The organism is Streptomyces luteolifulvus (genome assembly GCF_008806595.1).
Lineage (GTDB): Bacteria > Actinomycetota > Actinomycetes > Streptomycetales > Streptomycetaceae > Streptomyces > Streptomyces luteolifulvus.
This window is the reverse complement of the sequence record NZ_VZRB01000034.1, coordinates 1-25,232: the sequence shown is the minus strand read 5'-3', so window position 1 is coordinate 25,232 and position 25,232 is coordinate 1. Positions and strand designations below refer to the sequence as shown.

At 68.1% G+C, this 25,232-nt stretch carries 23 protein-coding genes and 2 pseudogenes; 7 read left to right on the top strand and 18 right to left on the bottom strand.

Going from position 1 to position 25,232, the window contains the following annotated elements:
- Positions 1 to 56: 56 nt before the first annotated feature.
- On the bottom strand, positions 57 to 401 hold the full coding sequence (locus F7R91_RS33470; RefSeq protein WP_150955703.1) for a hypothetical protein: 345 nt from the start codon (positions 399 to 401) through the stop codon (positions 57 to 59).
- Positions 402 to 636: 235 nt separating this feature from the next.
- Between F7R91_RS33470 and F7R91_RS33460 the strand changes: the two are divergent.
- From F7R91_RS33460 to F7R91_RS33445, 4 genes and pseudogenes are all read left to right on the top strand, one after another.
- Positions 637 to 990, top strand: a pseudogene (locus tag F7R91_RS33460) (transposase); the annotation flags it as partial.
- Between the two features lie 322 nt (positions 991 to 1,312).
- On the top strand, positions 1,313 to 2,254 hold the full coding sequence (locus F7R91_RS33455; RefSeq protein ID WP_150955699.1) for a hypothetical protein: 942 nt from the start codon (positions 1,313 to 1,315) through the stop codon (positions 2,252 to 2,254).
- Positions 2,244 to 5,030: a CHAT domain-containing protein gene (locus F7R91_RS33450; protein ID WP_150955695.1), complete on the top strand. Its 2,787-nt coding sequence runs from the start codon at positions 2,244 to 2,246 to the stop codon at positions 5,028 to 5,030. The genes F7R91_RS33455 and F7R91_RS33450 overlap by 11 nt, the downstream gene beginning before the upstream one ends.
- Before the next feature lie 134 nt (positions 5,031 to 5,164).
- A complete protein-coding gene (locus F7R91_RS33445; protein WP_150955692.1) occupies positions 5,165 to 5,845 on the top strand; it encodes a hypothetical protein in 681 nt (226 codons plus the stop codon).
- A gap of 374 nt (positions 5,846 to 6,219) precedes the next feature.
- On the opposite strand, the gene F7R91_RS33440 is transcribed toward F7R91_RS33445, so the two are convergent.
- From F7R91_RS33440 to F7R91_RS33425, 4 genes are all read right to left on the bottom strand, one after another.
- On the bottom strand, positions 6,220 to 6,402 hold the full coding sequence (locus tag F7R91_RS33440; RefSeq protein ID WP_191971740.1) for a hypothetical protein: 183 nt from the start codon (positions 6,400 to 6,402) through the stop codon (positions 6,220 to 6,222).
- Positions 6,403 to 6,739: 337 nt separating this feature from the next.
- Positions 6,740 to 7,426 carry a tetratricopeptide repeat protein gene (locus tag F7R91_RS33435; RefSeq protein ID WP_150955689.1) on the bottom strand — a complete coding sequence of 229 codons (687 nt, stop codon included), beginning with the start codon at positions 7,424 to 7,426 and terminating at the stop codon, positions 6,740 to 6,742.
- Between the two features lie 144 nt (positions 7,427 to 7,570).
- A complete protein-coding gene (locus tag F7R91_RS33430) occupies positions 7,571 to 9,304 on the bottom strand; it encodes an IS1634 family transposase (RefSeq protein ID WP_150955686.1) in 1,734 nt (577 codons plus the stop codon).
- A gap of 27 nt (positions 9,305 to 9,331) precedes the next feature.
- Entirely contained in the window at positions 9,332 to 11,506 is a 2,175-nt protein-coding gene (locus F7R91_RS33425; protein ID WP_150955683.1) for an SEL1-like repeat protein, read from the bottom strand.
- Between the two features lie 211 nt (positions 11,507 to 11,717).
- Here F7R91_RS33425 and F7R91_RS33420 point away from each other — a divergent pair, with 211 nt between their 5' ends.
- A complete protein-coding gene (locus F7R91_RS33420; RefSeq protein ID WP_150955680.1) occupies positions 11,718 to 11,900 on the top strand; it encodes a hypothetical protein in 183 nt (60 codons plus the stop codon).
- A 958-nt stretch (positions 11,901 to 12,858) separates the two neighbouring features.
- Here F7R91_RS33420 and F7R91_RS33415 read toward each other — a convergent pair.
- The 6 genes and pseudogenes from F7R91_RS33415 to F7R91_RS33390 form a co-directional block, all read right to left on the bottom strand.
- Positions 12,859 to 13,722 (bottom strand): annotated as a pseudogene (locus F7R91_RS33415) (hypothetical protein).
- A 298-nt stretch (positions 13,723 to 14,020) separates the two neighbouring features.
- Positions 14,021 to 14,248 (bottom strand): hypothetical protein, encoded by a 228-nt coding sequence (locus F7R91_RS42270; protein ID WP_191971739.1) that lies wholly within the window; start codon positions 14,246 to 14,248, stop codon positions 14,021 to 14,023.
- A 478-nt stretch (positions 14,249 to 14,726) separates the two neighbouring features.
- Entirely contained in the window at positions 14,727 to 15,851 is a 1,125-nt protein-coding gene (tgmC, locus tag F7R91_RS33405) for an ATP-grasp peptide maturase system methyltransferase (RefSeq protein ID WP_150955677.1), read from the bottom strand.
- On the bottom strand, positions 15,848 to 16,816 hold the full coding sequence (gene tgmB, locus F7R91_RS33400; RefSeq protein ID WP_150955674.1) for an ATP-grasp ribosomal peptide maturase: 969 nt from the start codon (positions 16,814 to 16,816) through the stop codon (positions 15,848 to 15,850). The genes tgmC and tgmB overlap by 4 nt, the downstream gene beginning before the upstream one ends.
- Positions 16,816 to 17,082 carry a putative ATP-grasp-modified RiPP gene (tgmA, locus tag F7R91_RS33395; protein WP_150955672.1) on the bottom strand — a complete coding sequence of 89 codons (267 nt, stop codon included), beginning with the start codon at positions 17,080 to 17,082 and terminating at the stop codon, positions 16,816 to 16,818. Before tgmA ends, tgmB begins: the two co-directional genes overlap by 1 nt.
- 433 nt (positions 17,083 to 17,515) lie before the next feature.
- A complete protein-coding gene (locus tag F7R91_RS33390) occupies positions 17,516 to 17,953 on the bottom strand; it encodes an ATP-binding protein (RefSeq protein ID WP_150955669.1) in 438 nt (145 codons plus the stop codon).
- Positions 17,954 to 18,183: 230 nt separating this feature from the next.
- On the opposite strand from F7R91_RS33390, the gene F7R91_RS33385 reads away from it, so the two are divergent.
- Together F7R91_RS33385 and F7R91_RS33380 are read left to right on the top strand one after the other, a co-directional pair.
- Entirely contained in the window at positions 18,184 to 19,452 is a 1,269-nt protein-coding gene (locus F7R91_RS33385) for a tetratricopeptide repeat protein (RefSeq protein WP_150955666.1), read from the top strand.
- Positions 19,449 to 19,973, top strand: a complete 525-nt coding sequence (locus F7R91_RS33380; protein WP_150955663.1) for an NUDIX domain-containing protein — start codon at positions 19,449 to 19,451, stop codon at positions 19,971 to 19,973. Before F7R91_RS33385 ends, F7R91_RS33380 begins: the two co-directional genes overlap by 4 nt.
- A 7-nt stretch (positions 19,974 to 19,980) precedes the next feature.
- Here F7R91_RS33380 and F7R91_RS33375 read toward each other — a convergent pair whose 3' ends face one another.
- The 7 genes from F7R91_RS33375 to F7R91_RS33345 form a co-directional block, all read right to left on the bottom strand.
- Positions 19,981 to 20,388, bottom strand: coding sequence for a hypothetical protein (locus F7R91_RS33375; RefSeq protein ID WP_225320923.1), 408 nt, complete (start codon positions 20,386 to 20,388; stop codon positions 19,981 to 19,983).
- Between the two features lie 171 nt (positions 20,389 to 20,559).
- Entirely contained in the window at positions 20,560 to 20,766 is a 207-nt protein-coding gene (locus F7R91_RS33370) for a hypothetical protein (RefSeq protein WP_150955661.1), read from the bottom strand.
- Complete coding sequence (locus tag F7R91_RS33365) at positions 20,759 to 21,244, bottom strand: hypothetical protein (RefSeq protein WP_150955658.1); 486 nt, start codon at positions 21,242 to 21,244, stop codon at positions 20,759 to 20,761. Before F7R91_RS33365 ends, F7R91_RS33370 begins: the two co-directional genes overlap by 8 nt.
- 299 nt (positions 21,245 to 21,543) lie before the next feature.
- Positions 21,544 to 22,722 carry a DUF932 domain-containing protein gene (locus F7R91_RS33360; protein WP_150955655.1) on the bottom strand — a complete coding sequence of 393 codons (1,179 nt, stop codon included), beginning with the start codon at positions 22,720 to 22,722 and terminating at the stop codon, positions 21,544 to 21,546.
- Positions 22,723 to 22,840: 118 nt separating this feature from the next.
- The gene (locus F7R91_RS33355) at positions 22,841 to 23,353 is read right to left on the bottom strand and encodes a hypothetical protein (protein WP_150955652.1); all 513 of its coding nucleotides are present in this window, start codon (positions 23,351 to 23,353) and stop codon (positions 22,841 to 22,843) included.
- An 88-nt stretch (positions 23,354 to 23,441) separates the two neighbouring features.
- The gene (locus F7R91_RS33350; protein ID WP_150955651.1) at positions 23,442 to 23,813 is read right to left on the bottom strand and encodes a hypothetical protein; all 372 of its coding nucleotides are present in this window, start codon (positions 23,811 to 23,813) and stop codon (positions 23,442 to 23,444) included.
- Between the two features lie 91 nt (positions 23,814 to 23,904).
- Positions 23,905 to 24,276, bottom strand: a complete 372-nt coding sequence (locus F7R91_RS33345; RefSeq protein WP_150955647.1) for a hypothetical protein — start codon at positions 24,274 to 24,276, stop codon at positions 23,905 to 23,907.
- Positions 24,277 to 25,232 lie beyond the last annotated feature (956 nt).

The window sequence follows — 25,232 nt, the reverse complement described above, 5'->3', positions numbered from 1 at the left end:
TTGGGGTGGGGGTCCAGTGCGCTGCCCAGGTTTTCCGGGGCGGTGCGGGGAAGAGGTCATTCCTCCGGGATCAGGCACACGCCGCGGCGGGCCGCGGCCTCGGCCATTTCCGTGTAGGCCAGGGCCGCCGGCGTCATCTCCCACTCGGCCAGGGCGAGCAGCAGGAGCAGCTCGTCGCGGTCCTGGGAAACGTCGCACGGCATCCCGGCCGCGGTCGCGGCCTCCGCCACATCGCTGGTGGGCAGCCCGGCGAAGCGGGCCGCCACCGTGTCGCGCAGGTCCTCAAAACCCTGCTGGTACAGCTCGCTGCCTTCGCGCAGGAGCAGCACCAGGTCCTCGTCGTGGCTGGCCGGTGCCGCCGCAGCGAGGTCGAGGAGGCGCTGGGTCGTCGTCACCGTCATTGAGTATCCCTCCCTGAGGGGGTGAGGGCCGGGTGGTGGTCAGCTGCAGCCGTCGCACATCGGACGGCGGCCGCTGTCGCGGGCCAGCTCGGGCTTCTTGCGGGGCTCTACCTTGAGCTCGGCCCGCACCTGGTTCTGCAGGGCGATGAACTCCGGGCCGTCGTCCGGGCAGACGACGCCCGGGTCGATGCCGCACGTCTTTGCATGCCGAATGAGGTCGGCGATGTGCGAGGCGATCGCCGGGCTCGAACTGCGCCACCGCCAGCGCACCCGCTGCGAGGACCACATCCGGGACGCCCGCTCCACCGGCCTGCGCAACCTCCCCTTGCACGGTTTCGCGCAGAACCAGATCTGGCTGGAGATCGTCCAGCTCGCCCTGGACCTGCTGGCCTGGATGCCGATGCTCGCCCTGACCGGCAAGACCCGCCGCTGGGAACCGAAGAAACTTCGCCTCCGCCTGTTCTCCGCCGCCGCACAACTCATCACCACCGGCCGCCGCCGATACCTCCGCCTCGCGGCGCACTGGCCCTGGACCGACGTGATCAGCGCAGCGGCCGACCGGCTCCACGCCCTGCCGAACCCCGGCTGACCAGCACCTTCGAGTCCCTCCGAGCCGCATCACCCCACCGGAGCAGTGGAACCCGGCGCCCACCCGACGCGACAGCCGGGCCACCAGCATTCCCACGATCAACCCACAACAGTGAAACGGCCCAACGGAAGAACCGACGGACCGTCATGCAAGATCGAGGTTAACCGAAGCCTTGGGCGAGGGCCCTCCAGACACTTTGACGATGCACAGCCTCACGAATCGACCAGAAATACAGAGGAAAAGAGCACACATCTCCCTCCGGGCAGTTCAATCCACTGGATGGGGATTCGCTCTCGAACCGGTGACTGTATGCTTCCGGCACGTGGCATTCGACTCCGACTGGAGCGTGAAAATGTCCGACCCGGATGATGGCGACGATGAGACCCGGCCAGGTCACACCTTCCATGAGCAGGTTGTATCACTGGGGGTTTCACGCGGTGGCGGCACTCGGGAGGTGGAAAGCGGCGAGATCATAAAGTTGGTGCGCGCGGACCCGGAGGCGGCCGCAGCCACTTGCCTCGCCTACGTCGACATGGCGAAGAAGCGAACCGAGAACTGGCAATGGTTTGCCCAGCTCGCGGTGGTCCTTGCCGGAGCATACGAGGTCGATTTCAATGACGACACGCTCTCCGTATGGGTGGGCTCAGAGCTTGAGAATGCCCGGGTCACGATCCGCCTGCCCGAGTTCGAGGTCCGTTCGATCGACGGTGGGTCAGTGGAGAGCACCCAGTCTCTTGCCCCTTCAGTGAATTACCGCGTATCAACCGACCTACTCACGGACAGTGACATCTATCCGTTCGTCATCGGATTCTCACACCACGGACATCCTTACGCCGCTGAGCGAGGCTTAGACCTCAGGGCGATGCGCGGGCGACTGATCATTTCGTTCGATGTGCCACCGAGTGATCCCCGGGAGGTCTGGGAAATCCCCGAGATACGGAAGTACGTTGGAAAGCTCGCTGACCATCTCCCTTATCTCCCTTACTACTTCGACCCGCGTCCCGGTTTTGGGATGATTCTTGTTTGGCTCTACTGTCTCGCGCCTCCGCAAGCGATCTCTGATCGGCGACTCACGCCCACCGACATCCGCGTCGTGACTCAAGTCGCTTCGACCATGCTTCAGATTTGCTCCTTGGCTGAGTTCCTGGACGACGATCCACAACAGGTAATTTCCGCCGTTTTCTCCGCACTGCCGAACGACTACACGTTGCCCATCGCGGATATGGTTCTCGCAACATATCGGTCTTCGGACGATGGACACTGACGACGCACTCACCCAAGTGGTAACAGCCGTCCTCGAAGGCCGACTGGCATTCCAGGCAGCCACGGACCGCCTACGGACCGCACCCGGAGGCCGCACCGCCGCCTTCTACGAGCAGCGGCTTCGCGAGGTACAGCGTCTGATCGGCTCCATGACCACCGCGTCGTCGGTGCTGCACGTGGCAACTATGACGGACCTTGCACACGCGGCCGCTGAGCCGCTGTCACCCCGGATACAGGGGTGCGTCCTGTTCAGCGGCGCACTCAAGTTGATCACTATGGGCGCAGGTGACAGCGCGCTGGCACGGCTCGACCGTGCCGTGGCCCTCCTCGATGAGGAAGAGGAAGAACAGGAAAGGGCCCTCCGGGCGCACGGCCTGCGGCTCATGGCCCTGCGTCGCACCAGGCAATACCAGACCTTCGAGCAATACTGCCCCGACGTCATCGAGAAGGCGGAGCAGCTCGGCGACCCGGAGGTTCTGTGCGTCGCACTGCACGAGAAGGCACAGGTACTCGCCCAACTCGGCAGGCCAACGGAAGCCTGTGAGGCGGCCGGCACCGCGCACAGGATCTTCGACGAAGCCCTACGGCACCGCGAACCAATGCCGTACGACCACATGACATTCGTTTACGAGCACGGCCTGATCTACCGCCAAGCCGCCCGGTTCGACGAGGCGCTCGGCGCGCTGGAGGCGGCCAGGTCCCTCGCCCTCGCCGAAGGCGACGCCAGGTTCGCAGCATGGGTACTCAGTGAGATCGGCATGACGTGGGACCTCTTGCGTGACCAGGCCCGGGCCACTCACTTCCTGCAGGGGGCCGCCAAGGAAGCCGAGAAAGTGGGGCGACACAATTGGGCGCTGCATTGGCGCCAACAACTACCCGACGACGACAAGGACGAAGACACCTTCACCCTGTGGCACCGCGCCTGTGCGCTCGTCGCACGACACCCGGAGCGAGCCACGGAGGCCGTTTTGCTGCTGCGTCAGTGCATCGTGGAAGCCCGCCGCGATCGCCAGCACGGGATGGAAGCCGTAGCGCGTAACAGTCTCGGCGTTGCCCTGAGCATGGCTGGTCAACCTGTCCAGGCCGAACTCGCCATGCGGGTCGCGATCACCACTGCTCTCCGACACGGCGAGCTGCTGCGCGTCGTGCAGTTCCGCACCAATCTTGCCAGCCTGCTGATAAGCCGTGGCAGGGTGGACGAGGCTTTGGCGGAGATCGGTCCCGCGATCGACATCGGTGAGCGATTGCGCGACACTGCCACCACCACCGAGTTCCGGCAGAGTGTCGCTGCCGCGCTCTCCTCCGCCTACGACGCAGCCGTGTTCACTTCGGCTGTGTACTACCAGCCCGGCCGATGGCAGACCGAGGCGGGTTCCTATCCGGTTGGCCTCGAGCCTCGCCCCGGAGTCCTGCTCGAGCTGGGCCAGCGCGCTCGTGCTGCCGTCGTGACTGAGGCGCTGCGCCTTGGGCAGACCGTGGACAAAGGCAGCGCCGCAGAGCTGGTCCGCCCTGTGCTCGCGCTGCGCGCCGCCGAGGTCGACGTAGAGCTGGCCGCCGCCGAGTACAGGACTCTGACAGGGCCGATCGCTGAACGAAACCGGGCGGCAACAGAGCTTGAGGCGACGGCTGCACGCCTCGGTACGTCGCTGTCCGTACGGTCCGCCCCAGTGCCCTTGGAGGAACTCGCTGCTGCGCTGGCCCCCGGCGAGGTCTTGGTCGATCTGCTAAGTGTGGACGAGGGCGTGGCCATAACGTGTCTTGTCGGCGATGGGAGCGCCACGGCGGAGTTGACCGGCTGGAACGCCAAAGAGCGACGCCGCCTGCTGCTACGGCTGCAACGCACCCGCCGGGAGTATCTGGCAGCGTGTCCTGAGGACATCGAGGAAACCCGTACCGCGGCCGACGAAGCCGTCTCCGCACTGAGCAGGGTCCTGCTCGACCCGATCGCCGAACTCATCAGGCAACTGAAGCTCGAACGGCCCACGCGCCTCTTCGTCTGCCCGAAGAACGAACTCTTCCACCTCCCGTACTGGGGGTTGGAATCCTTGCTGCACCAATGCGCCGTGAGCGTGCTGCCGACCTCCGGGGCGCTCCCCCTGTTACGCGCGCGTCACCGCGACGGCCGTCGTCCGTGGCTCGCAGTCGCCGATCCGTCCCGCACACTGCCCTACGTGCCCCTAGACCTGCCGACCAGGCTCGATTACGCGCCATGCGCCGCGGAGGCCGAGGCTCTGCTGGCGGCGCTGCCCAGCGCGGGCCGGGTCCACTTCGCTTGCCACGGCCATTTCAACCCCGGCAGCGTCCATCGCTCGGGCCTGGAAGTCTCCCGGAGAGGCCAGCATGACCCACTCGCGGCACCTCATCCGAGCGGCGCATCGGGGATGGAGTTGTTCACGGCCGCTCAGATCACCGGGCGGCTTCATCTGCCGCACTGTGCCCTGGTGGTACTCGCCGCGTGTGATTCGGGCCTTCCCCGGCTGCATGCGGCAAGTGAGTTCACCAGCCTGCCGGGCGCATTTCTGATCGCCGGAGCAAGAAATGTCGTCGCCTCGTTGTGGCCCGCACACGACGGAGCGTCGGCTCTGCTCATGCGTTCCTTCTACGAGGCAGGACCCGAGCGACCTTCCACCGCACTGGTGACGGCACGCCGACGGCTCGCCACGATGCCACGAACCGAAGCCTGTGACCTGCTGAGAACTTCTCGACTCCCGGAAGGTGATCCTCCATTCGGGAACAGCGTGTACACGGATTGCTTCCAGCACTATGGAGTCGACTGATGACAAGTCCAGCGCGATCGTTCATCCGCGAGCTGTCCAATGTATGGGGCCCCGGATACTGGGTGACGTGGCATCCGTCCGTTCGGCACGTGCTGGGGGAAATCGGCACGGTACGGGACCAGAGCCTCGTACCGATGAGCACGCTCGACGAGAATGGCATCGCTACGGGTGTCCCGACAACGCCTGACCAGCGAAGTCAGATCACCTGGAACAGTGAGGGCGCCGTGGACATCACTTTCAAGGCGTCGGGGCAGTCGGCAGGGGTGTTCACTTCGCTGGCAGATGCCCAGGCAGGAGCACTCGTCGCATTCAGTCGGGGTAACTCTGTACTCGTCGCGTTTCGCGACCTCGTCGAGTGCCGCCTGCCTTCACAGCCCGTCCTCGCCACCACGTTGATACGCCGATATTGGGCGGGCACCTGGCCTCGCGACTGGTGCGTCGTGAGTCATCTGGTGACCGCCCGCTCCGGCACGATTCTCGTCGCAGGAGAGAAGGGTTCCGTAGTGGAACTAGCGGCCAACGCCAGTGCAGCCATGGCCCCGACCACACTCGTCGATATCGCTGCTCATGTGGGGGTTACGCGCTCCTCCGGTTTGGCGCTGGAGTTACTCGGTGAGCACATCACACCCTTCTTCCGGGTGTTACGCCTGCGACGCCGATTCCTTCGCGGTATCGATGCTGTGTACGGAGATCGCCTCGGACTTCGCACGGCGTCGGGCCGCCAGGCGGAAGTGCCGGCCGACATCCTGGAGGAGGTTCAGGACACGCCAGAGGTGGCTCTGGAGTCGCCGATCCAACCGATTCCGGAGATCTGACCCGTCAGTCGTAGATCGGGGTGCTCGCTGTAGTTCGGGGTGAGATTACCAGCAGCGCGGCCAGCAGTGTCGCCGCCGCCTCCGGAGAGCGCCAGCGCAGGGGAGACGGCGACTCCACTGCGGCCCGCTGCCGCCACAACGTCAGCACTTTTGGCGCCACGTCGGCGAACAATTCGGATGATGTGTTGTCCGCATCGTTTCTGCGATGGGAGTAGCGGCTTCGTGAGGCTGTCTGTTGGTACAGGGCCCGGTTGTGCTGGGTCGTGGTTCAACTCCTCTTGGGCGGATTCCCGAACGTCCGCTGGTCAGGCTGTACTTCGGCGTCCCGTTATGCGCCGGGTGCATCATTGCGCGGAGTCGAATTTCCGGGGCATTCATCGAGCAGGACGAAGCGCGAGCACACCAGCGACTCCGTGTAGGGGGCGGAGCCCCGGCAGGGGCTTGGTGAGGACGGCCGTGCTGACCGGAACCACGGCTACGCCGCACAGCTGCCGCTTGCTGCCGGAGACGTCGTCGTACAGGCCGAACTGCACCTTCACCGCCGGATTTATCTGCACCTGTCAAACTCCATGGCACGTCAGCTCACGGAACTCATTGCAGGCATGTAAGGCACAACTGCCCCTATGCCCGCACAGGGCCGGGAGGGCCAGGCCAATGAGTGCAAGGAGCACCCAGGTCGCGGAGTAGATGAACGCGGCGGTTGGGTGAGACGGCGCGATCCACAGAACATCCGCGACTGCGGAGGCGGCGAGGTTGCCGAGCGATTGGACGGCGGCAAGCGGATCGGAGGTCGTTGTTGAGGATCTTCGTCGGGGATGGATTCGCGCTGTAGCAGGGCATCAAGTGGAGTTTGACGCGATCGGTGTTCTCGGCGAGCCAGGCGCCGGGGAGCCTCTATGGGGAGCCGCTGGCAAACGTGTGCGGCTGTGGCCATACCCATGGCTCAGCGATCGCTCCGTCTGCCTCAAGGCCGCAGCGCCACTCGCGCTCCTTCAGCCGCGGCAAGGACACATAACCTCCGGCGTCGGCGGCTAGGTGAGCAAGACGCTCGGCTCCTGTTTGGTCTCCGGCTTCCTGCCGCAGCTGCGCCAGCATCGTCAGCACTGTGGGGTCGCCGGCGTCGGCGGCCTGGCGGGCAAGTTGCTCGGCTCCCTCTTGGTCCCCTGCTTGCTCCCGCATCACTGCCAAGTTCCTCTGGGCGTCGGTGTCTCCGGCGTCGACGGCAGCACGGTACAGCCGTTCGGCATCCTCCTGCTCCCCGGCTCCCTCCCGCAGCCGCGCCAGCATCGTCAGCACTGTGGGGTCGCCAGCGTCGGCAGCCTGGCGAGCCAGTTGCTCCGCTCTCTCGTAGTCCTCGGTCCGCTCCCGGACTTCCGCCAACCGCTTCATGGCTTTGGTGTTTCCGGCGTCGGCGGCTGCGCGGTACAGCAGTGCGGCCTCCCAGGGGTCACCGGCTTCCTCCCGCGCCTCGGCCTTACGCATCAGGACCGCTGCCGTCTCGCCAGCAGCCTCGGCGGCGCGGTACAGCCGCTCGGCCCCCGCCCTGTATCCGCACCTCTCAAACCACTCCGCCAGACTCACCAGAGAGTCAGGCTTTCCCCCGAGTTCGACAGTTGGTGGGCATACGGCGGGGCCGGATCTGTGGGCTGACCTGCGGTGACGGGCATGAGGCAGCGCCGGGGCCGTTTGCCCACGGCTCCGGAGCATGTTTTCCCAGCTCAGGGGCTATTCGGGAGTCTTGAGGCCGCTCATCTTTGGCGGAAGTGACACGCCGCAGTCCTTGAAGAGTTTGGCCTGGGTGTCGGTCAGGCGGGTGGTCTGCTGGAGGCTGCCGGCCGGGCCGGAGAGGGTGACCTGGTGGATGCGGCCGAGCTCGGCGGCGATCTTGGGCCAGGTCCACTCGGTGCGGCGTTCGGCGACCCGGATCAACAGCAGCGCGAGCCAGCACAGCAGCACGTGGGCGCGTATCCGTTCGTCCAGGCGGTGGTAGACCGGCCGCAGGTCCAAGGTCGACTTCATCGTGCGGAAGGCGCGTTCGGCTTCCAGCAGGTTCTTGTAACCGAGCGCGACGTCCTCGGCGGACAGGTCCGGGTCGCTGGTGGCCAGCAGGTACTTGCCGTCGAGCCGGGCCTCGGCGGCGACCTTGGCGGTGTTGATGGACAGTCGGCCCGTGGTCGGGTGCTGCTTGAGCCACCGGCCGAGGGCGGGGTGGTCACGCAGCGCGCACTCGGCCTTGCGGTGGGGCGTATCCGAGGGGGCGGCCGGGCGCTTGCCGTCCTTGACCGCCTTGGCTTTCGTCTTCCTCGCGTCCGCCCCGCGAGCGGCCTTGATCCGCCCCAATTCCTCACGGATTGCGGCGAGTTGGTCTTCTCGGCGGGCAGCGTCGCGCTCGGCTTCGGCGGGGTTGTGGCAGATGATCCAGCGTCGGCCGTCATCGCCGTCGAGGCGGACCTCCTTGACGCGCAGGTTGTCGCGCACCTGCTGGTAGCGGCCTTGGCGGGAAAGCGCCTGGTCGGCGAGGTTCGAGCCTTCGCGCATCTTGATGCCGGTGATGTAGTGACCGCCGGCCCGGCGCAGGTATGCCTGGTTGGCCTCGGAGGAGAAGCCGGTGTCGCAGACGGTGACCACCCGGCCGAGCCGCCAGTCGCGCAGGCCGTCCTTGACCTCGGTGATGACAGTCTGGTCGTTGGTGCCACCGGGCCAGATCCAGCAGCGAACCGGGATGCCCTCGCGGGTGACGGCCAGTCCGATGACGATCTGCGGCAAGTCCTTGCGGTGGTCCTTGGAGTGCCCGTACTGGCGCAGGCTGCTGCCCTCGCCGTCAGGGTCGTCGGCTTCGTCGCGTTCGAAGTAGGTCGAGGTGGTGTCGAAGAAGACCAGGTCGACTTCGAGGTTGAGCAGGTGGGCGGCGGAGAAGAACACGGCCTCCTGCACAGCGCCCTGGGTGTCGGCCTCGATGAGCAGGTCCATGGCCCGGTAGGCGTGCTGTTCGGCGAGCGTCTGCAGGCCGGGGATCACCTGGTCGAAGATGGCCCAGTCAGCGGCGGCGAGCTTGGAGGCGGGGGCGATGGCCCGGTTGGCGACCAGCGCGAAGAGGGTGCGCTCGATGTCGGTGCGGAACTTCCGCCCGCCGATGCGGGAGGCCAGCGCGGTGTCGATGCCCAGGAGTCTCCACAGCCCGTCGAGCAGCCAGCCGGCGCCGAGCGGCCGGGAGGACTCCACGGTCAGCGGGCCGGCCTCGGCGCCCAGCGGGGCGGCGGCGTCGTCCTCGTCGCCGAGGTAGCGGTTGATCGAGGCGACCAGGCGGCGCAGCCCGTCGACGTCCAGGCGGTCCTCGCGGCCGAAGTTGACCAGCACTTCCGCCTGGGTCGTGCCGTCCTTGCGCCGGTTGTGGGCGAGCTGGAGGTAGCGCACCACCGACCCGTCCTTGTTCCGCCGCTGGATCTTCCGCAAGTACATGCCCGCATCATCGGGCAACAGCCCAGATCAGAGCAATACCATCACCAATTCGTTTGCCCACGCCTTCGGACGACCCTGAAGGGGCACCACGTCTCTCACCTGCACAGATCCACGGCCAACCCGCCCCGCATGCCCACCAACTGTCGAACTCGGGTTTCCGTCTATGGTGCGGTACTCGCGGTACAGCCGCGCAGCTCCCTCCTGGTCCCCGGCGTTCTCCCGAAGCCTCGCCAGATCCTCCAGGATTATGGGATTTCCGGCATCAACAGCGGCGCGGTACAGCCGCGCGGCCTCTTCTAAGTCCCCAGCGTATTCTCGTAACCTCGCCAGATGTGCCAGGGCAGGGCTGTGTCCGGCGTTGGCGGCGGCTCGCCAGAGCCAGGCGGCTCTCCTCTTGGCCCCGGCTTTCTCTTGCCTCTCTGCCACATGCGCCATGGCTCTGGGGTTTCCGGCCCTGGCGGCGGCACGCCACAGTCGGGCGGCTTCCTTCTCTCCCACGGCCATCTGTCCGTTGGTGGCCAGCATCATCATGGCTTGGCAGTTGCCGGCATCAGCGGCGCTGCGCAACAGCCGCTCGGCCCCTTCCAGATCCCCAGCCTTCTTCCGCATGTGCGTCAGCAAGGTAAGGGCCAGGGAGTCTCCGGATTCAACGGCGGCGCAGTACAGGTGTGCGGCATGGCGAAGACGATGCCGAGATTCTGCGGCCTGTGCGAGGCGAATGAGGCCATCGGTTTTGGTGAGGTGATGGGTGGCGGCGTTCCAGAACGTGGCGGGTGGGCAGAGGCGCTGTCGGGTTCGGCGGCCGTGCTGCTGAAGATAGTCGGCGAGAGTGACCATGCCGGGCAGCGCGCCCATCCCGGAGGAGCGGGGCACATCCTGGAGCGGGCTGATGATGTGTCTGACCAGGGTTCGGGCGTGGGTGAGAGCGGGGGCGAACCAGGTGTCGGGGCCGGCGGTGGCGCGTTCACTGCTGGTGAGATAGCCGGGTGCCGCATCGTGCAGGAAGTCCAGCGGTAACGGCCCGGTGATTCCAAGGCGGTGGGCGTCCATGGCCACGCTGATCAGGGCCTTGCCGTGAACGCCGTGTGGGCCATCCGGATGATCGTAGTGAGCCACCAGGTCCGGTCCGGCCGCCAGGATCTGGGTGATGTCGGTTCCTCCAGCCTCCAAGGCTGCGGCCAGGGACGCATCTTGGTCGGCGGCTTCGTGGACGGTGTCCATGTGGTCGGCGAAGGAGGCAGGAACGTGGACGTAGTGGGCCTGGGCCAGCAACATCCGGGCCTGCCGGTGGGGGTCGGGGTCGTCCTTGGACATGGGAGCGGTGGTGAGGGTTTTGTCGTGGTCGGGCCACAAGGTGGCGAGTGCGATGAACGGGCCGTCGGCATCAAGGCGGCGCAGTAGTGCGGCCGCGGCGGCTTCGCCGGCGTGGCCGTCCAGGTAGTGCTGGGCCTCGTTCAGCCACAGCACGGTGCCCGGGCCCAGCGCATCTGTGGCCAGCATAGCCAGGAGGCTATCGGCGTCGGTGGGAAAGAGCAGCTGGAAGTCGTCAGGCACCGCTTTGAGCGCCTCCATGGAGGTACGGGTCTTGCCGGTACACGAAGCTCCGCACACCACCACCAGCAGCGACGCGCAGTCCGTCACCGCGGAGGCCAGACGTGTGTACAAAAGGTCGTCATGAGGGCGTCGCACGTAGGCAGGCAGCACGAAGTCGGGGCCGCCCGGGGCGGTGGGGTGCCCGGGGATGGCCGGGTGCACCCCGAGCCGCTTCGAGGTCCAGAACCGCACCGGACGGGGACGGTCGGCCAACGCCGCCTGACGACCCCGCCGCTCCTCGTCTTCCAAGGCCTTGCGGGCCTGCCGGCGCTCCGCACCCTCTTGGTTTGACCGGGTTCGGCGTTGCTGCTCGGCCTTCCACGCTCCACGCCAGCGGTCCTCGGCCAGCAGCTCTGCAACACTCCCGCCCGATTCCCCGTTGGCCGGGGTATCCAGGAGGCCTCGGCGGACGGCCTCCGCCCGGATCTCCCCCACGACGGCCAGCAGCGGCTCCACCTGTTGAGGGAAGCGTTCCCCACGCAGCCACGCACCGACCGTGTCCCGGGACACCGGCGGTTGCGGAAGTTTGGACAGCGCATTGTCCGTCGGCCGCCCACCCAGCCGATCCCGTTTGAGTATGCCCACCCTTCGCAGTTCCGCGAAGAACAACGTCCCACTCCCTCGCCCGTACCTACCAATGTCTGGTGGCGTCCGCTCAGGACACCGTCAGACATCGAAAGCCTCAGCCCCGCTAGCAGCAGCGCGGTAGCGGTCCTGTCCAACTCTGCGGCAGACAGCGGCAGGACATTCCGCCGGACAGGCAGCGTCGCTCTCATCTGGTCCACCCAACGGAGGGGACCGCTCATCCAAGGAGACCCCGATGTCTACGCTCCAGGTGCTGATGCTGCTATTGGGGCTCTCGGTGGCCCTGCACATCGGCTGCGCCGCCGCCCTCACCGCCTGGCACGCCGGCGCCCAACCCGCCATGGCTCTCATGATCGGCGCCAGCGCCACCGGCACCGCCTGCGCTCTGTATCTGGCTGCCGTCAGCGCCTACCAGTGACAACGATGGGGCAGTCTGGAGGAACCTTCCCGCGGTCGGGGTCGAGACGGCGGTGGCCATGCGGCCTCCTTCTCCTTGCTGTACGGCGAATTGGGGCGTTTCGGGTGTCACCACCCCCGTTCAAATGACATAATAGTGTCTTTTGAGATGCCATCTGAACTGCGAGAACGTGGCTTCGTGGGAGTGTCTGCGGCGCCTCGTGCGGCGGTCGGACAGCCGACGGGTCCCGGCCTCAGCTCAGGTCGTGCACGATGTGCCAGCACGGACCGGACAGGACCGTGAGCCCCACATTCCTCACCTGCTCAAGCAGGGCGTCGTCCCATCGCCACTGACCGGCAGGGAGGGAACTGCCCGGTACGTGTTGGGCCCGAGCTGCTCGTAACCCGCCCCGAGAACGGTGTGCTCGACGTCGCCGACCGTGAACAACGGCACGCACACGTCGGAAGGTTCCCGCTGGCAGGGCGGTCGGCCTGGGCGTCCAGCGCCTTTGCGAGTGCTTCCCGGTCCCGGGGCGGCGCGACCACGCCGCCGTAGACGGCGTACACGGAGTGGGACACGGACATGGTTCAACCTCCCTGGCCCACGGGCCGGTTCGGCGTGTGGGCAGCGCGGCCGGGCGGGGCCGGCCGATGCGGACGGGTGCGGTGGGGGCGGTCGGGAAGGCAGAGCGTTCACGTGGCGCGCGGGTGCCAGCTGCGCGTGTGAGCGGCCTGGATCTCGGCGTCGTCGGGCTGTCGGTCAGCTCGCGTACCGCGTCCTCGGCGGCTGTCGCGGTGGCGTGGCTGCTGAGCGCGTATCCCCGTGGAGCTGGTCCACGACCTGGTGGCGTCCTGGCGTCCCTCGTGCTCGATGGCGGCGTACCGGACGGTGCGCCGCGGCTACACCCAACTCGGATCGGGAGAAGGGGAGGGTCGTCGCCCTGGCGGGCGGGTTGCCAGGGGCGACGACCCGGGGCTGTTCAGCGGTGGCGTCCTGGCGTCGGGTCGTCCGGTCCGAGGTCGGGCGGTACGCGGTAGTCGACGCCCGGTTCCGGGGAGATGGGGTCGCCGGAGTCGATGTCGGTGCAGTAGGCGTCGAAGACTTCTCCGGCGGCGAGGGGTTCGGGGTTTCCCGCTCGTAGCCGCCAGCCGTAGACGCGGTCCGTGGTGCTCGGGGTGCTGGTCCGCATGACGAGTCCGCCGGGCAGGGCCGCGAGGCCGAGGACGAGGACTGTGGTGAACTCCAGGGCTTCGGTGTCGTCGAGCTGGGTGGCGCCGTCGGCGTCCGTGTCCGCGTGCAGGACGGCGGCCAGTGTTTGCGGCGTTGCCGATACGGTGCACACCAGGTGCCGGTGGCCGGGGTCGGCCGTGTCGAGGATGCGCGTGAGGAGGTCTCGGGCGCGGGCGAAGGCCTCTTGGCCGATCCTTTCCGCAGGCGGCGCAGGGACCGAGGCGGGCCAGGAGCGTGGAAGCGTACTCCCAGGTGGCCTTGCGGACGGCTTCGTCGATCAGGAGCGGGATGAGGTCGGCCAGGGGTTCGCCGTCGTACGGGATGGTGGGGCCCGTGGTGGTGATCTCGGCGGTGAAGCGGGCGCGGCTGGACGGGCTGTCGGGGTCGCGGCCGGTGTCGGCGCAGAAGTCGGCGTACTCCTCGGCGTCGAAGAGGGCGAGCATGGTGGGGTGCCCTGCGAGGCGCGGGCCCTGAGAAGGTCTTCAACCCATGTCAGGTAGGTCGCGTAGTCGTCGAAGGCGAAGCTGCGGTAGTGCCGCATGGCGCGGAAGTCGTGCTCATCGGTGAGCAGGCTGATGGTGCCGGAGATTTCGCGGCGCAAGAGGCGGCGCATCGTCTGGAGGTCGGTACGCGCCGCGTCTCCTCCCGTGCGTGATCGTTCGGCGCCGGACTCGTCCTGGCGGCACTCGGAGGGCTGAGGTGTGTGGGTCACGTGCGCGTCCTTCTCGTAGGCGAGTTGAGGGGGTCCGCCCCGCCCGGGCCGTATGGCAGGAGCGGTCCGCTCGCGCTGGCTGGTCGTCGGGCCGTGCGGCGGAGGCGGGTGGCCGTTCCTGGGGGGGCGGTGCGCCCCCGCCTCACATGTTCAATAATGGTGTCTTTTGTGGGTGGGAACCCGCCCCTGACCTGGCCGTTCACTCCTGCGTGGGTTGGGCGAACGCAGCCAGTATGGGAATCACCCGGTCGGGGCGGCCGGACGCTTCGACGGTCACCGACTCGCCGGAGGCGCCGACGATGACGCACACGCTGTCCACTTGGACGGGCCCGCCCTGCTGCCGGGCATCGTGCTGCCAGATGATCCGTGTACGTCGGTACTGCTCCTCGATGCGCGCGCCGGGGAGCGCGCCGGCGGTGAGTTCCACGGCCTCGGGGCTGTTGTCGGTCGGGCGGATGTATGCCTCGATCCCGCCGTCCAGGTGAACCCCTGGGTGGCGAGGAATCTTTCGGTGCCGGGCGGGAGGCCATCGGAGGACCTGGGGGCGGCGACGAGTCCGTGGGCGGGGTCGGGTACGACCAGGAACACCGGATCCCCTTCCGTCGCGGGCCAGCCCGACCAGGGCGGCCCGCGGGCCTGGACGGGTGGTCTGGGCGTAACGGTGACGGTGTGGTCGGCTTCGAGGACGGCGTACGCGGCATGGATGGCGGTTTCCGGGCTGAGCTCCGGGTAGGGGAAGTCTAGGGCGTACACGCGTCGTCATGGCCGTCGGGCACTGGCGGCACTACGCCCCCGCCGGTCGGGCCGGTGGGGGCGTTGTCGTTCTCGGGGCGTTAGGGCTTGCGGTGGCGGCCGAGGCCGGGGGCGAGGGTCGGTCATGGCCTCGCTCCTCGGTGCGTGCGGTGTTAGACGGGTAGGCCCCAGGAGGGGCCGTCGGGGGCCCCGAGCCATACCTGCTGTGTGCCGTCCGCTTTCACGGTCATGCCGAAGTCGCATTGTGGGGGTGAGCCTGCACTCTGCCAGGTGGTGAGGGCGTCCTCCACCTGGTCCCAGAGGTTGAGCGGGCCGTGCTGGTGGACATGCCAGCTGTTCCCGGCTGGTTTGGTCCATGCCTGCGATCCGGTGGCGACGTCCACCAGGATCACGCCGCCGGTGGTGTTCATGAGCTCGGCGGAGGGTGCGGCGAGCTGGGCGAGGAAGTGGCCGGTCCAGTCGTCTAGGAGGGCGGGGTCTACGCGGGTGGGGCGCGTGTGGCCGGGGTGCTGGTAGTAGGTGGGGCGGGGTGGGCGTTCATGGGGGCGGGCGAGCATGTAGCCGATCTGGTCGCCGGTGAATCGACCGGTTGCGGTGCCGTCGTCGTGGACGGTGAGGCGGATGAGTCCGGACGCGAGCATCCATCCACTGATCGTGGTGGTGATGGCGCCGCCAGCGCGTACTTGGTGGAGCCAGGCTGGGGGGATGTGGCGGACGGCGCAGGTGGCAATGATCGCGTCGTATGTGGCGCCGTCCTTGTGCCCAGCCAGGCCGTCTCCGGTGATCAGGGTGGGGTGGTGACCGGCGGCATGGATGTGCTCAGCCGCCGCGGCGGCCAACTGCGGGTCGTACTCCACAGAGAAGACGCGTTCGTCTCCGAGGCGGTCACAGAGGATGGCGGTGGAGTAGCCGGTGCCGGTGCCGATCTCCAGCACCTTGTCACCGTCGCGGATGCCTGCGAGGTCGAGCATGCGGACGATCAGGGAGGGCAGCGTGCTGGACGAGGTGGGGCGGCCGGCCATGGGGCCGGAAGCGTCGGCCGCGTTGACACCGTCGATCTGTGTGACCCAGGTCGTGTTCTGGTAGACGAGGCGCAGCCACTCGCCGGGGTCAATCTGGTCGCGGTGGACGGGTTCCCACTGGGTGCCGTTGAGGCGAAACAGGGCGTTGCCGAGGAAGAGTTCGCGCGACACCCGTTGGAGGGCATGGCGCCAGGCGGGGTCATCCGTGGGGACGGTGCCGGCGAGTCGGCGGCGCAGGTCGGCGGTGTCGGTCATGGGGTTCCTTGAGGGTGCTCGAGACGGTCGGCGAGGGCGCTGGTGATGGGGGCGGTGATGTGATCGGGGAACCAGGCCCATTGCCCATTGGGGTTGCACTCGTACCAGTGCCAGCGGCCATCCGTGCCGAGTCCGAAGTCGAAGGCACCAAAGACGAGACCCCAGGCATCCAGGTAGGCGCGGACGCCTTTGGTGACCTCAGGCGGGACGGGGATCAGGGTGTAAGTGAGTGCCTCGTAGTGGCGGCGCCAGTCGATCCCGGGTGAGCCGTCGATCCGGACGGCGGTGATGTGATCACCGACGGCGGTAAGGCGGATGTCGGCGCTCTTGCTGATGCGCTGCTGGAAGAGATGGGCGGTGTGCCGGATACGGGTGTCGATCTGGTGGGGGTTGACGTCCTCGATCCACACCGTCATGGCTCGGCCGGTGCCGTCGGTGTACTCGGTTTCCCTGAGCGGTTTGTAGATCACCGGCCCGTGCTCGGTGATGAACTGGCGTGCGCGGTAGGCGTCGTTCGTGATCAGGGTCGGGGGAATCGTGAAGCCGCAGTGGGCTGCGGTGGCGAGCTGTGCGGGCTTGTACTCGGCGTCACGGTTGCGCCATGGGTGGTTGATGTAGTGGGCGCCGGGGAGGACTGCGAGGATGCCGCCGAGCCCGTAGCGGGCCTCTTCGACCGCCCAGAGAGCGGCCTGCTCGCTGAGGGCGAGGTCGGCGGTGTAGGGGGTGGGCCGCCGCCAGTACACCGAGCGGACGTTCCCCACGTCGAGGGTTCGGGACGAGGTGGCCAGGGTGCCGCCGGGCCCGATGCTGTCGAAGGTGCCGGACACGGTGACCTCGGAGGGGAAGTCGCCTGGGTTCAGGCGGACCACTGGCACGCGGCGCCGGTTCAGTTCGGTGATCACGTCATCAGCCGTCGCGTCGTCCAAGCGCGTGATGACAAGGACGGGCGGCCCACCCACGGCCATCAGTCGGAGTCTCCCTGCTGGTCGCTCCCCTGGTCTGGGGTACCGTCCATGCTTGTCTTCGTGCTCGTCTCCTTCGACGTCTCTGACCGCTTGTGCTTGGCCTCTGAGGGAATGGGCGTGCCGTCGGAGTCGACCCAGGCAGCGACCTGCGTGCGCGGGTCGAGTACGGGCCGGGCGGCAGGAAGGACAGCCGCAGCGGGGTAGGGCCGCATGCGTCCGAGTCCCCAGGGAGCTACCTGATCCGGCGACGCTAAGGGCTTCTGCATGAGTCTCCTCATCTCTCAGGTGAATCCAACAGTGTCACCCCGCCGCATGGACGTTCCAGACGACGAGGAAGGCCCGGCCGGGCAGTGTGTGAACGAGCGTGCCCCCGGCCGGCAAGTGATGATGCGGGCCCTGGCGGGGATCGGCCGTAGGGGAGTCGGCCTTATTCGGGGGACGTCCCCGCAGTGTGGCAGTTCAGGGAGCGGCGCGGGATGCGCACTGGCACGGGTGGCCGCTGGAGTGATCGGCGAGCGCAACGGCTGCCGGCTCGCCGGGGTCGAGGTCGAGGCTGGAGTGCCCGACCAGCGCATGAGGACTTGTGCGTAGCTCGTGTGAGACGATGGATGCAACCACGCCGAGCCCGACAGCGACAGCGCCCAGGAGTCCGGCGCCAGCTGTTGCACCGTCGCAAGACGGAAAGCTGGTGGCGGCCGGTCACTGGTCGGCCTCGTGCTTGACGAGGATCTCGGCCCAGACCCGTTTTCCCCAGGGCAGCAGGGTGGTGCCCCATCGGTCGGCGAGCGTGTCTACCAGGACAAGACCCCGGCCTGAGGCGTCTTCAGGCACGGGGCTGCGCGGCTCCAGGGCGCCGCTGGCGCGCAGTCTGTCTATGACTGCCACGAGAACTCGGTCCGTTGTGGGACGTTCGATGCGGACGCGGATGGAGTGGCTGCGGCCGTGTTTGAGTGCGTTGGTGACGAGTTCCGACATGATCAGCGCCGCCGTCTGGGCCGTCTCGCTGGCAAGGCCCCATTGGGTGCAGCTCTGGTGTACGAGGCGCCGGGCCTCGGGGACCGTCTCTGCCTCGCACGTCATGGTCACGCTGTAGCCCTCGTGGCCAGTCGGCCGGTCTTCCGCCGTTGCCATGGTCATCGTCAATGCCTCAGTCGGGGGTGGGGAGTCCCCCGCCCGCACGCCTCGGGGGAGAAGCCTGCGGGCGGGGCGCCGTCAGGGTGCGTTCACACGGGGGCCCTCCCGGCGGCTGACAGCCAGTCAACGCGACGGGAAGGGGACGGGGAGACTCCAGAAGGTGACTCCAACCCGGAGTCACCCCAAGGCCGTTGGACATAGCATCGACTCACCGCTACTCGGGGGAGTCGCAAATGAACCAGCAGTCACTACCAGACCCGCGCGCGGTCGTGGCCGGGCTGCTCAGTGACGAGCGGCTGCTACGCGCCTGCGCCGAGCGGGACATGGGCGCCCTCTTCCGGATGCTCAACGTCCGAGGTGTCAGCACACGGCGGATTGCCGCCGCCGTCGACATCACGCAAGGTCGGCTCTACGACTACATGAACGGCAAGAGCCGGGTGGAGAAGCTGGCCCTGTTCGAGCAGATCGCGGACGCCTTCCACATCCCTGGTCATCTGCTGGGCCTGGCTCGCCGGTCGTGGGAGCCTGCGCCGACGGCTGCTGAGCACCAGCGGGTGGACCACCCGCCGCCGGACGGTGACGACCTGGTGGCGATGGACCACTTCCGCAGCGCTGACCGGCAGGCCGGCGGCGGGCGGTTGTACGGGACGGTCGTGCGGCATCTGTCGGACCGGGTGGCGCCCCGGCTGGTCGACGTCGGCAGCGGGCCGCAGGCGTTCGCCGCCGCGGCGGCGCTGACCGAGATGGCCGGGTGGATGGCCCACGACTCCGGCCAGGATGAACGCGCCGCCCGGCACTTCGCCCGCGCGCTCCCGCTGGCCCGCACATTCGGTGACTCCCCGCTGGCCGCACACGTCGCCGCCAGCAGCAGCCACCTTGCACTCCAGACCGGGGACCCTGCGGGGGCCGTCGGCTGGGCCCGGACCGGGCTCGACCTCGCGGCGCAGGGGCCACGGATTCCCGCGCTGACGGCTCGGCTGAACACCATGCAGGCGCGGGCCCTGGCCGTCGCGGCGCAGCGCACCCCGGCCGCCCGCGCACTGGATGCTGCCCGGTGTGGCCTCGGAGGAGTAGCTGCTGCCGATCACCCGTGGCTGAGCCCGTTCGATGCCGCCGCGCTGTCCAGTGAGTCAGCGCTGGTCCTGCGTGACCTGGAGCAGTACGACCAGGCTCTGACCCATGCCGAACAGGCTGTTGCGCTGCGGGAGGCGGGCCGCGTGCGGTCGCTGGCGTTGTCCCGGATCAGCCTGGTGGACATCCACGTACGCCGCGGCGACCTGGACGCCGCCGTGAGCGCCGGTCACGCCCTCCTCAGCGCGAGCCCCACCCTCGGCTCTGTCCGGGTCGTGCAGCACCTCGACGAGCTGCGCCGGCTGCTGGAGCCGCACCGGTCGTACGGGCCGGTCCGGGAGTACCTGGTGCGATTCGATGACGCACGCCGCGCCAGAATGCTCCTGCTGGCCGATCTGATCCCGCCGTCTCCGGGAGGCACCACCGCATGAGGCCCACCAAGACACCTACCCCTGCCGACCCCGACGCGTGGAACGCCTACCTTGCGGAGGGGAACGCCAAGCAAGCCCGCAAACGCGTCGCCGCTGACGTGCTGCTCCGGGATCCGGCCGGGCGCGTGCTCCTGGTCAATCCCACCTACAAACCCGGCTGGGACCTGCCCGGCGGGATGGCGGAGGCCAACGAACCGCCGGAGGACGCGGTGCGCCGAGAGCTGATCGAAGAACTTGACCTCGGGGTCGTCCTGCGGGGTCTGCTGGTGGTGGATTGGGTCGCCCCGCACGGACCCTGGGACGACCAGATTGCGTTTGTCTTCGACGGCGGCATGCTCGACCAGGACCAGGCCGACCGGCTACGGCCGCGCGACGACGAGCTGTCCGAGGTCGCGTTCGTCACGCCGGACGAAGCTGGTGTTCTCCTCCGGGACCGAATGCGACGCCGTTTCGAGGGGGCTGTGCGCGCGCTGGAGATGGGGCGGCCGCTGTATCTCCGGGACGGCGTACCCGTGATGTGACCGGCGACTACGTTTGTCGCGTTGCCGGGAAGCGTTCAGGATCACGGGCAAATCGTGGCGGTGGGCGCAGGCGCGCAGGACGGCGGTGAGCGTCGCTGCCGTCTTCTCGGGCGGCTCGTGTCTGTCGGCGGACGTCGGGGTAGAGGGTCAGGCTGCCGTGGTAGCCGGTGCGGCTGTGGGTGAGCCGCGGGAGGGCGTCGTCGGGGGCGGTGGTCTGGTAGGCGTTGACGGGGCCGAGACAGGCGCGTACGGCGGTGAACTGATCCCAGTGGTGGGGGTCGGTGGTGCAGGTGACGTGCACGCTGCCGCGCATCGCCCCGCCCAGCTCGAAGACGACGGCGTCGTCCTGGCGGGGGCCGGCGGTGGCGCGCACGGTGCCGGCGGGCGTGTCGACGGTCAGGCTCGGGCTGGTCATGGGGCTGCGGCTCCTCGTCGGTGGGCTGGGTGAGCGGGGGCCTGCCGCCCGGCGCTCGCTGAAGGGGAGGGCGCGGGCGTCGGGGCGGCAGGTCGTCGGCCAGTGGCGCTCTGGCCGGGGCGGGCCGTCCGCCGCCCCGGGGGGAAGGGGGCGGCGGACGGCGTCTGTGGGTTACTCCTGCGGCGGCTTGTGGCGGCGCAGGTTGTCCCGCTCGGTCAGGGACACTTCCTTGCCGCACGGGCAGTTGCCTAAGCGGCGGCCGTGCAGGTGGAAGAACTTCGGTCCGGTGTTCTTGGCGTTGACGGTGCGGATGGTGCCGGGGGCCGGGGTGGTGTTGGTGCAGTAGCCGTTGGCGGTGACGGCGGGCGTGTCAGCCACGGGGACTCTCCTCGTCGGTGTCATGGATCTGGGGCAGCTCCGGGGCGTCGTAGGCCAGGTGCAGCGGCGCGGCGACGTCAGGGCAGGGAATGACCGCCTCCTGGAGTTCGCGGCGGTCCATGGGGTGCAGCCATCCGTCCCGCACGGTCCAGCCACAGGCGCGCGGGAACGGCTCGTCGGCGGTCGTGGCCACCAGGACGGCGCGCCGGATGGTGCTGTACTCCAGGGCGAACGTCAGCAGCGCGAAGAACCGGAGGTAGCCCTCCTCGGTGTGCTTCACCCGCAGCGGCGACGCCCTGACAGACAAAGACAGGTCGGCGGTGACGATCGTGTCGTTGGTGCGCTCAGCAACGATGTCGAACTGGTGGCTGCCCTCGCCGAGAGCGACCAGTAGGGCGGTGAGTGCGTTCATGGCGTGGCCCATGGCGGCCGCCGTGGCGGCGTCGTCGGGGCGGGTGAGCTGCGGGCGTGCGGGCATGCGGCTACTCCTTGCGGACGGGGCGGTGAGTACCGGGGGCCGGCGCACGTGTCGTGTGGCGCGGCGGGGTTCTTCTGGGCGCGCGGTCTGCTCCGCAGACTCGTCGCGCTGCCGCTACGCGGCAGACGGCGGGGCGGGCGCGCTCCGCGCTCCCTGACAGGGTGGGGGCGCGCTCCGCGCTGTGGGGGCCGGGCGGGCACCCCCGGACGGTCGGGAGGGGTGCCCGCCCGGTGCTTGGGCGGGGCGTGGGGCCCGTGCGGGCCGGGCTCGGGGAGGTTCCCGGCCCGCACGGGGGTCTGTCAGCCGTGCGCGGCGGCGGCCGTCAGGGCGGGCACGGCGAGTGCCTCCAGGGCGGCGGCCTGGTCGGCGTCGGTGAGGGTCTGCGCGGTCGACGTGATGGCCTGCATCACGCCCCCGGCCGTCATCTGACCGCCCCGCACGAAGTGCGACAGGATCATGTCCTTGGCCTCGGTGCCGATGCTGAGCGTCTTGGTGACGTGCTCGATGGTCTTCGTCGGCTCGTCCAGGGTCTTCCCGGCGGCGGCTTCCATCTCGTGCACCTTGGCCTCGACGTACTCCCGTGACAGGAACGTACGCACGGCGTCGGCGGTCTTGGACGTGATCAGCTCCAGCGTCTTGCGCTGGGTCTGGCCGGACCAGGACACAACGCCCTCGTCCTGCTTGCCTCCGAGGTGCACGGCGCGCATGACGTCCTTGGTCTGGGTCAGACCGTTGCGGCAGACCTGGATGACCGCGCGCGGGGTGATGGTGTACGCCCCGGAACCGACTTCGCTGTTGGTGATGACGAAACCGGCCGAGATCATCGGCAGTTCGTCACCGCTGCGGCCGTCGAAGGGGGAGCGGTAGCCGCGCAGCAACTCGCGGGCCTGCACGGCCACTTCCTCGGACTCGACGCGCACGTACATGCGCCGGTCCGTCAGGTCGCACCCCGTGACGCGGGTGGGGTGGCCGGACTGCTTCACCCCGTCCAGGGCGGCCAGCAGCATGTCGAAGTTGTCCATCAGCTTGTAGCTGTCGGACAGCAGCGCGCGGGCCACGCCCTCGGCGGGCGGCATGCCGGGTCCGCTGTCGCCCCGGAACGCGCGGAGCATGAAACGGCGCTCCGGCTCCTCCCGCAGCCACGTGTTCACGTTCTCGTCCAGCAGCGGGACGTTCTCGGCGCGCATCCGGCGCAGGTAGGCGAGCGGGATACGGAGCTTGTCCGCAATCCCCTCGTCGGCCACGGCGGTGGGCCGGTAGATGCCGTCGACCTCCGTCACACCGTCCTCGGTGATCAGGGACTCCACGCCCTCGACGTGCACGTTTCCCTCACGGAAGCGCAGCGCGGACGCGGAGACGACTACGTCCATCTTGTGCTCGTTCTGGTCCTCCAGGATGCGGACCAGGTCGGAGAGTTCGGCGTTTCGGGCACCGGTGGGGGCCACGTTCGTGGCGCGCTCGGCGAACTGCTGAGTCATGCGGTGTTCTCCCCTTCGTGTTGGCTTCTGCGGTTCGGGGGGCGGGGCCACCGCCCCCCGAACAACTTCAATAATAGTGTGTTTTAGGGGTGAGTGAACCCACCCCTGACCAGCACACTTAGCCCATGGCGCGGAACACCGGCAACGGCGTCAGGCTCGTACGACGCGCACCCGTGACCACCGTTACCGGCGCAACGCCGCGCATCTCGCACAGGTCGTAGCGCAACTCCGGCTCTCCGCCGAACGGGTCGGCGTGCACGTGGATCGCGCACACCCACAACGCGCCGTGACGCTGGGTCACACTGCCGTGATAGTCGACCTTCTGCCACAGTGCGGGCCCGGGGTACTGCGGAACCGACACCCGGCCCAGCAGCTCGGCGAACGCGCGCGTGACGGTCTCTCGGTCGACCGGGACACCCGCCACAGCCGGGGCGGTGTGACCCGTGCGCACCCCCATCGTCCAACCCAGCTCGAAGAACTGCACGACCGTGTCCAACTGCTCTTCAGACACCCCCAGGGCGTCAGGGTCGCTCACGCTGCGCGCCAACTCCCGCAGCGCGTAACCGGCCTGCTCGGCCTCCGCCTGCGTCACCGGCTCGCCAGTCCGGCTCACCGTCTGCGTCTCTTCCATGATCCCTCCAGCCGGGGCCCGGGGACTGCTCCCCGGACCCCCTCTGATTTGGGAGTGGCGGACTCGCTCGGCCACTCCGCCTTTTCCCCTAGCGGCCGAAAATGGCCGCGATGTATTCCGACCAGTGGTAGTGCTCGAAGAACGCGAGAGGCACAAGCGCGAACAGTCCGGCCAACATGTAGTCATCGACCTTGGACCACGTGCGGTAGGCCGCGTGGCTGACGCTCTTGCGCCACGTGATCTCTACCGTGATCTCGCACCCGAAAGCGCTCGGGTGGAATTCGCGGTGAATCCGCCCCAACTTCCCTCCAGGACGCGACGCGTGCACGTGGTGCACCCCGTCGGCGTGCTGGGCGATCCTCTCGAATTTCCACGTCTGCCCGGCGGCTGCACCCGTCTGCACGCGTAGGGTGCGGCCCGTCTGGATTTCCTCGCCGGTCACACACGAAACGAGCTTCATGATCAGTTCCCCTTTTTCCGATCACGTGGTGTGTGGCCCCCGGGGAAACAGCGGAAGCCTTCGGCTATTTCCCCCGGGGGAATTTTGCGGATTACTTCAGAAACCCGCGAGAGCTGAGGAATTCAGCCGTGATGTGCGCGACTCCACGCGGCTTGTAGATCTGCGGGAAACGCCGCATCTCCACTTCGGTGCGCCCGGTCTCGTCCGGCTCCGGCAGCTCGTGAACCAGCCGGTAGGGACGGTCACCCGTCGGCATTTCCAGCACCACGGGGCCGACCTTGGTGTCGAAGCGAATTCCCGTGTAATTCGCGTCGGAGTTGTGCACGATGTTCGCACCCGCCCTCTGGCAGATCAGGGGCAGGAAGTTCGCGACCGTGCGGGCCTGAATTGCCAGGCCGTTCATGGGTGCGTCCTTACCGCCGCGCACCCGACGGACGATCCCGTCAGAGATCTGGATCTCCACGTCTTCCCCTTCGTTGGACTTCTGCGATTCCCGGGGGTCGCCTCCTCCAGGACTTCAAATAATAGTGGATATGGCGCGGGAGGGGAAGACCCTGTTGCGCCCCGTGTTGCGTACTGCGTTGCGCCTGATGTTGCGTCAGGTGTTGCGGTGGAGGTTGCGCGACCTGGCGGCCGGCTTCCACGTCACCCCTGGTCAAAAGCCTGTGGGCGTGTGGTCGGTGTGCTGACATCCCCTCTGCTGCCACTTGTCCCGCGCCGGTTGAAGGAGTGTGAGGAATGGGTGTGGGGGCGGGTGGTGGTGTGGCGGCTTCGGGGATGGGGGGCGGTGTGTTGGGGTGTTGCGCGTCGGCTGTGCCTCCGCGCGGTGGTGTCGGCCATGTCCGGCCGTGTGGGCGGCGCTGTGGGCCTGGGTGGGGGGTGTCCGGTCGTCTGGGCTGCTGTGGGTCGGGTCGGGCCCGTGGTGGTGTGTCTGAGGCTGTGCGCGCGTCTCTCCCTGTCTCTGTCTCTGTCTCTGTCTGTGGGTGGCCTGCCGGAGGCAGGCCACCCCTCACCCCCCGGGCACGTCCTCACCCCGGGCCCAGAGGGCCCCCCCCCCCAACCCCCCTCGCCCCGACTCCCGCACCCTTCCAAGGGGTTGGGCCCCGGAGGGGCCCTATCCCTTCCCCCGTATTCCGTGGTCTACTTTCCCCCACGGAATACAAATCTCAATTCCCCTCGTCTTTAAGGGAATCGGAGATTCCCCCAAACCCCCACCCAAATATCGGATATGACTAACCCTCAACTAAAACCCCAACACCCCACCCACAAAACAAAACCAGCGCATTCCCGCTTTTCCGTTCCGGAGGAACGCACGTTATGGAATGGCCGGAGGCCAATCCATAACCCACCGCCGGAGGCGGGCAATTCGCGCGGGGACGCGCGAAACGAGCGAAGCGAGTATTCGGCTGCCGGAGGCAG

What these genes read in the sequence shown, in the direction of transcription:
- F7R91_RS33360 (WP_150955655.1), bottom strand. Translation starts at nt 22,722, where the DNA reads ATGACTCAGCAGTTCGCCGAGCGCGCCACGAACGTGGCCCCCACCGGT.
- F7R91_RS33450 (WP_150955695.1), top strand. Translation starts at nt 2,244, where the DNA reads ATGGACACTGACGACGCACTCACCCAAGTGGTAACAGCCGTCCTCGAA.
- F7R91_RS33375 (WP_225320923.1), bottom strand. Translation starts at nt 20,388, where the DNA reads ATGACCAGCCCGAGCCTGACCGTCGACACGCCCGCCGGCACCGTGCGC.
- tgmC (WP_150955677.1), bottom strand. Translation starts at nt 15,851, where the DNA reads ATGACCGACACCGCCGACCTGCGCCGCCGACTCGCCGGCACCGTCCCC.
- tgmA (WP_150955672.1), bottom strand. Translation starts at nt 17,082, where the DNA reads ATGCAGAAGCCCTTAGCGTCGCCGGATCAGGTAGCTCCCTGGGGACTC.
- F7R91_RS33365 (WP_150955658.1), bottom strand. Translation starts at nt 21,244, where the DNA reads ATGCCCGCACGCCCGCAGCTCACCCGCCCCGACGACGCCGCCACGGCG.
- F7R91_RS33470 (WP_150955703.1), bottom strand. Translation starts at nt 401, where the DNA reads ATGACGGTGACGACGACCCAGCGCCTCCTCGACCTCGCTGCGGCGGCA.
- F7R91_RS33385 (WP_150955666.1), top strand. Translation starts at nt 18,184, where the DNA reads ATGAACCAGCAGTCACTACCAGACCCGCGCGCGGTCGTGGCCGGGCTG.
- F7R91_RS33420 (WP_150955680.1), top strand. Translation starts at nt 11,718, where the DNA reads ATGTCTACGCTCCAGGTGCTGATGCTGCTATTGGGGCTCTCGGTGGCC.
- F7R91_RS33355 (WP_150955652.1), bottom strand. Translation starts at nt 23,353, where the DNA reads ATGGAAGAGACGCAGACGGTGAGCCGGACTGGCGAGCCGGTGACGCAG.
- F7R91_RS33380 (WP_150955663.1), top strand. Translation starts at nt 19,449, where the DNA reads ATGAGGCCCACCAAGACACCTACCCCTGCCGACCCCGACGCGTGGAAC.
- F7R91_RS33430 (WP_150955686.1), bottom strand. Translation starts at nt 9,304, where the DNA reads ATGTACTTGCGGAAGATCCAGCGGCGGAACAAGGACGGGTCGGTGGTG.
- tgmB (WP_150955674.1), bottom strand. Translation starts at nt 16,816, where the DNA reads ATGGCCGTGGGTGGGCCGCCCGTCCTTGTCATCACGCGCTTGGACGAC.
- F7R91_RS33445 (WP_150955692.1), top strand. Translation starts at nt 5,165, where the DNA reads ATGAGCACGCTCGACGAGAATGGCATCGCTACGGGTGTCCCGACAACG.
- F7R91_RS33350 (WP_150955651.1), bottom strand. Translation starts at nt 23,813, where the DNA reads ATGAAGCTCGTTTCGTGTGTGACCGGCGAGGAAATCCAGACGGGCCGC.
- F7R91_RS33390 (WP_150955669.1), bottom strand. Translation starts at nt 17,953, where the DNA reads ATGACCATGGCAACGGCGGAAGACCGGCCGACTGGCCACGAGGGCTAC.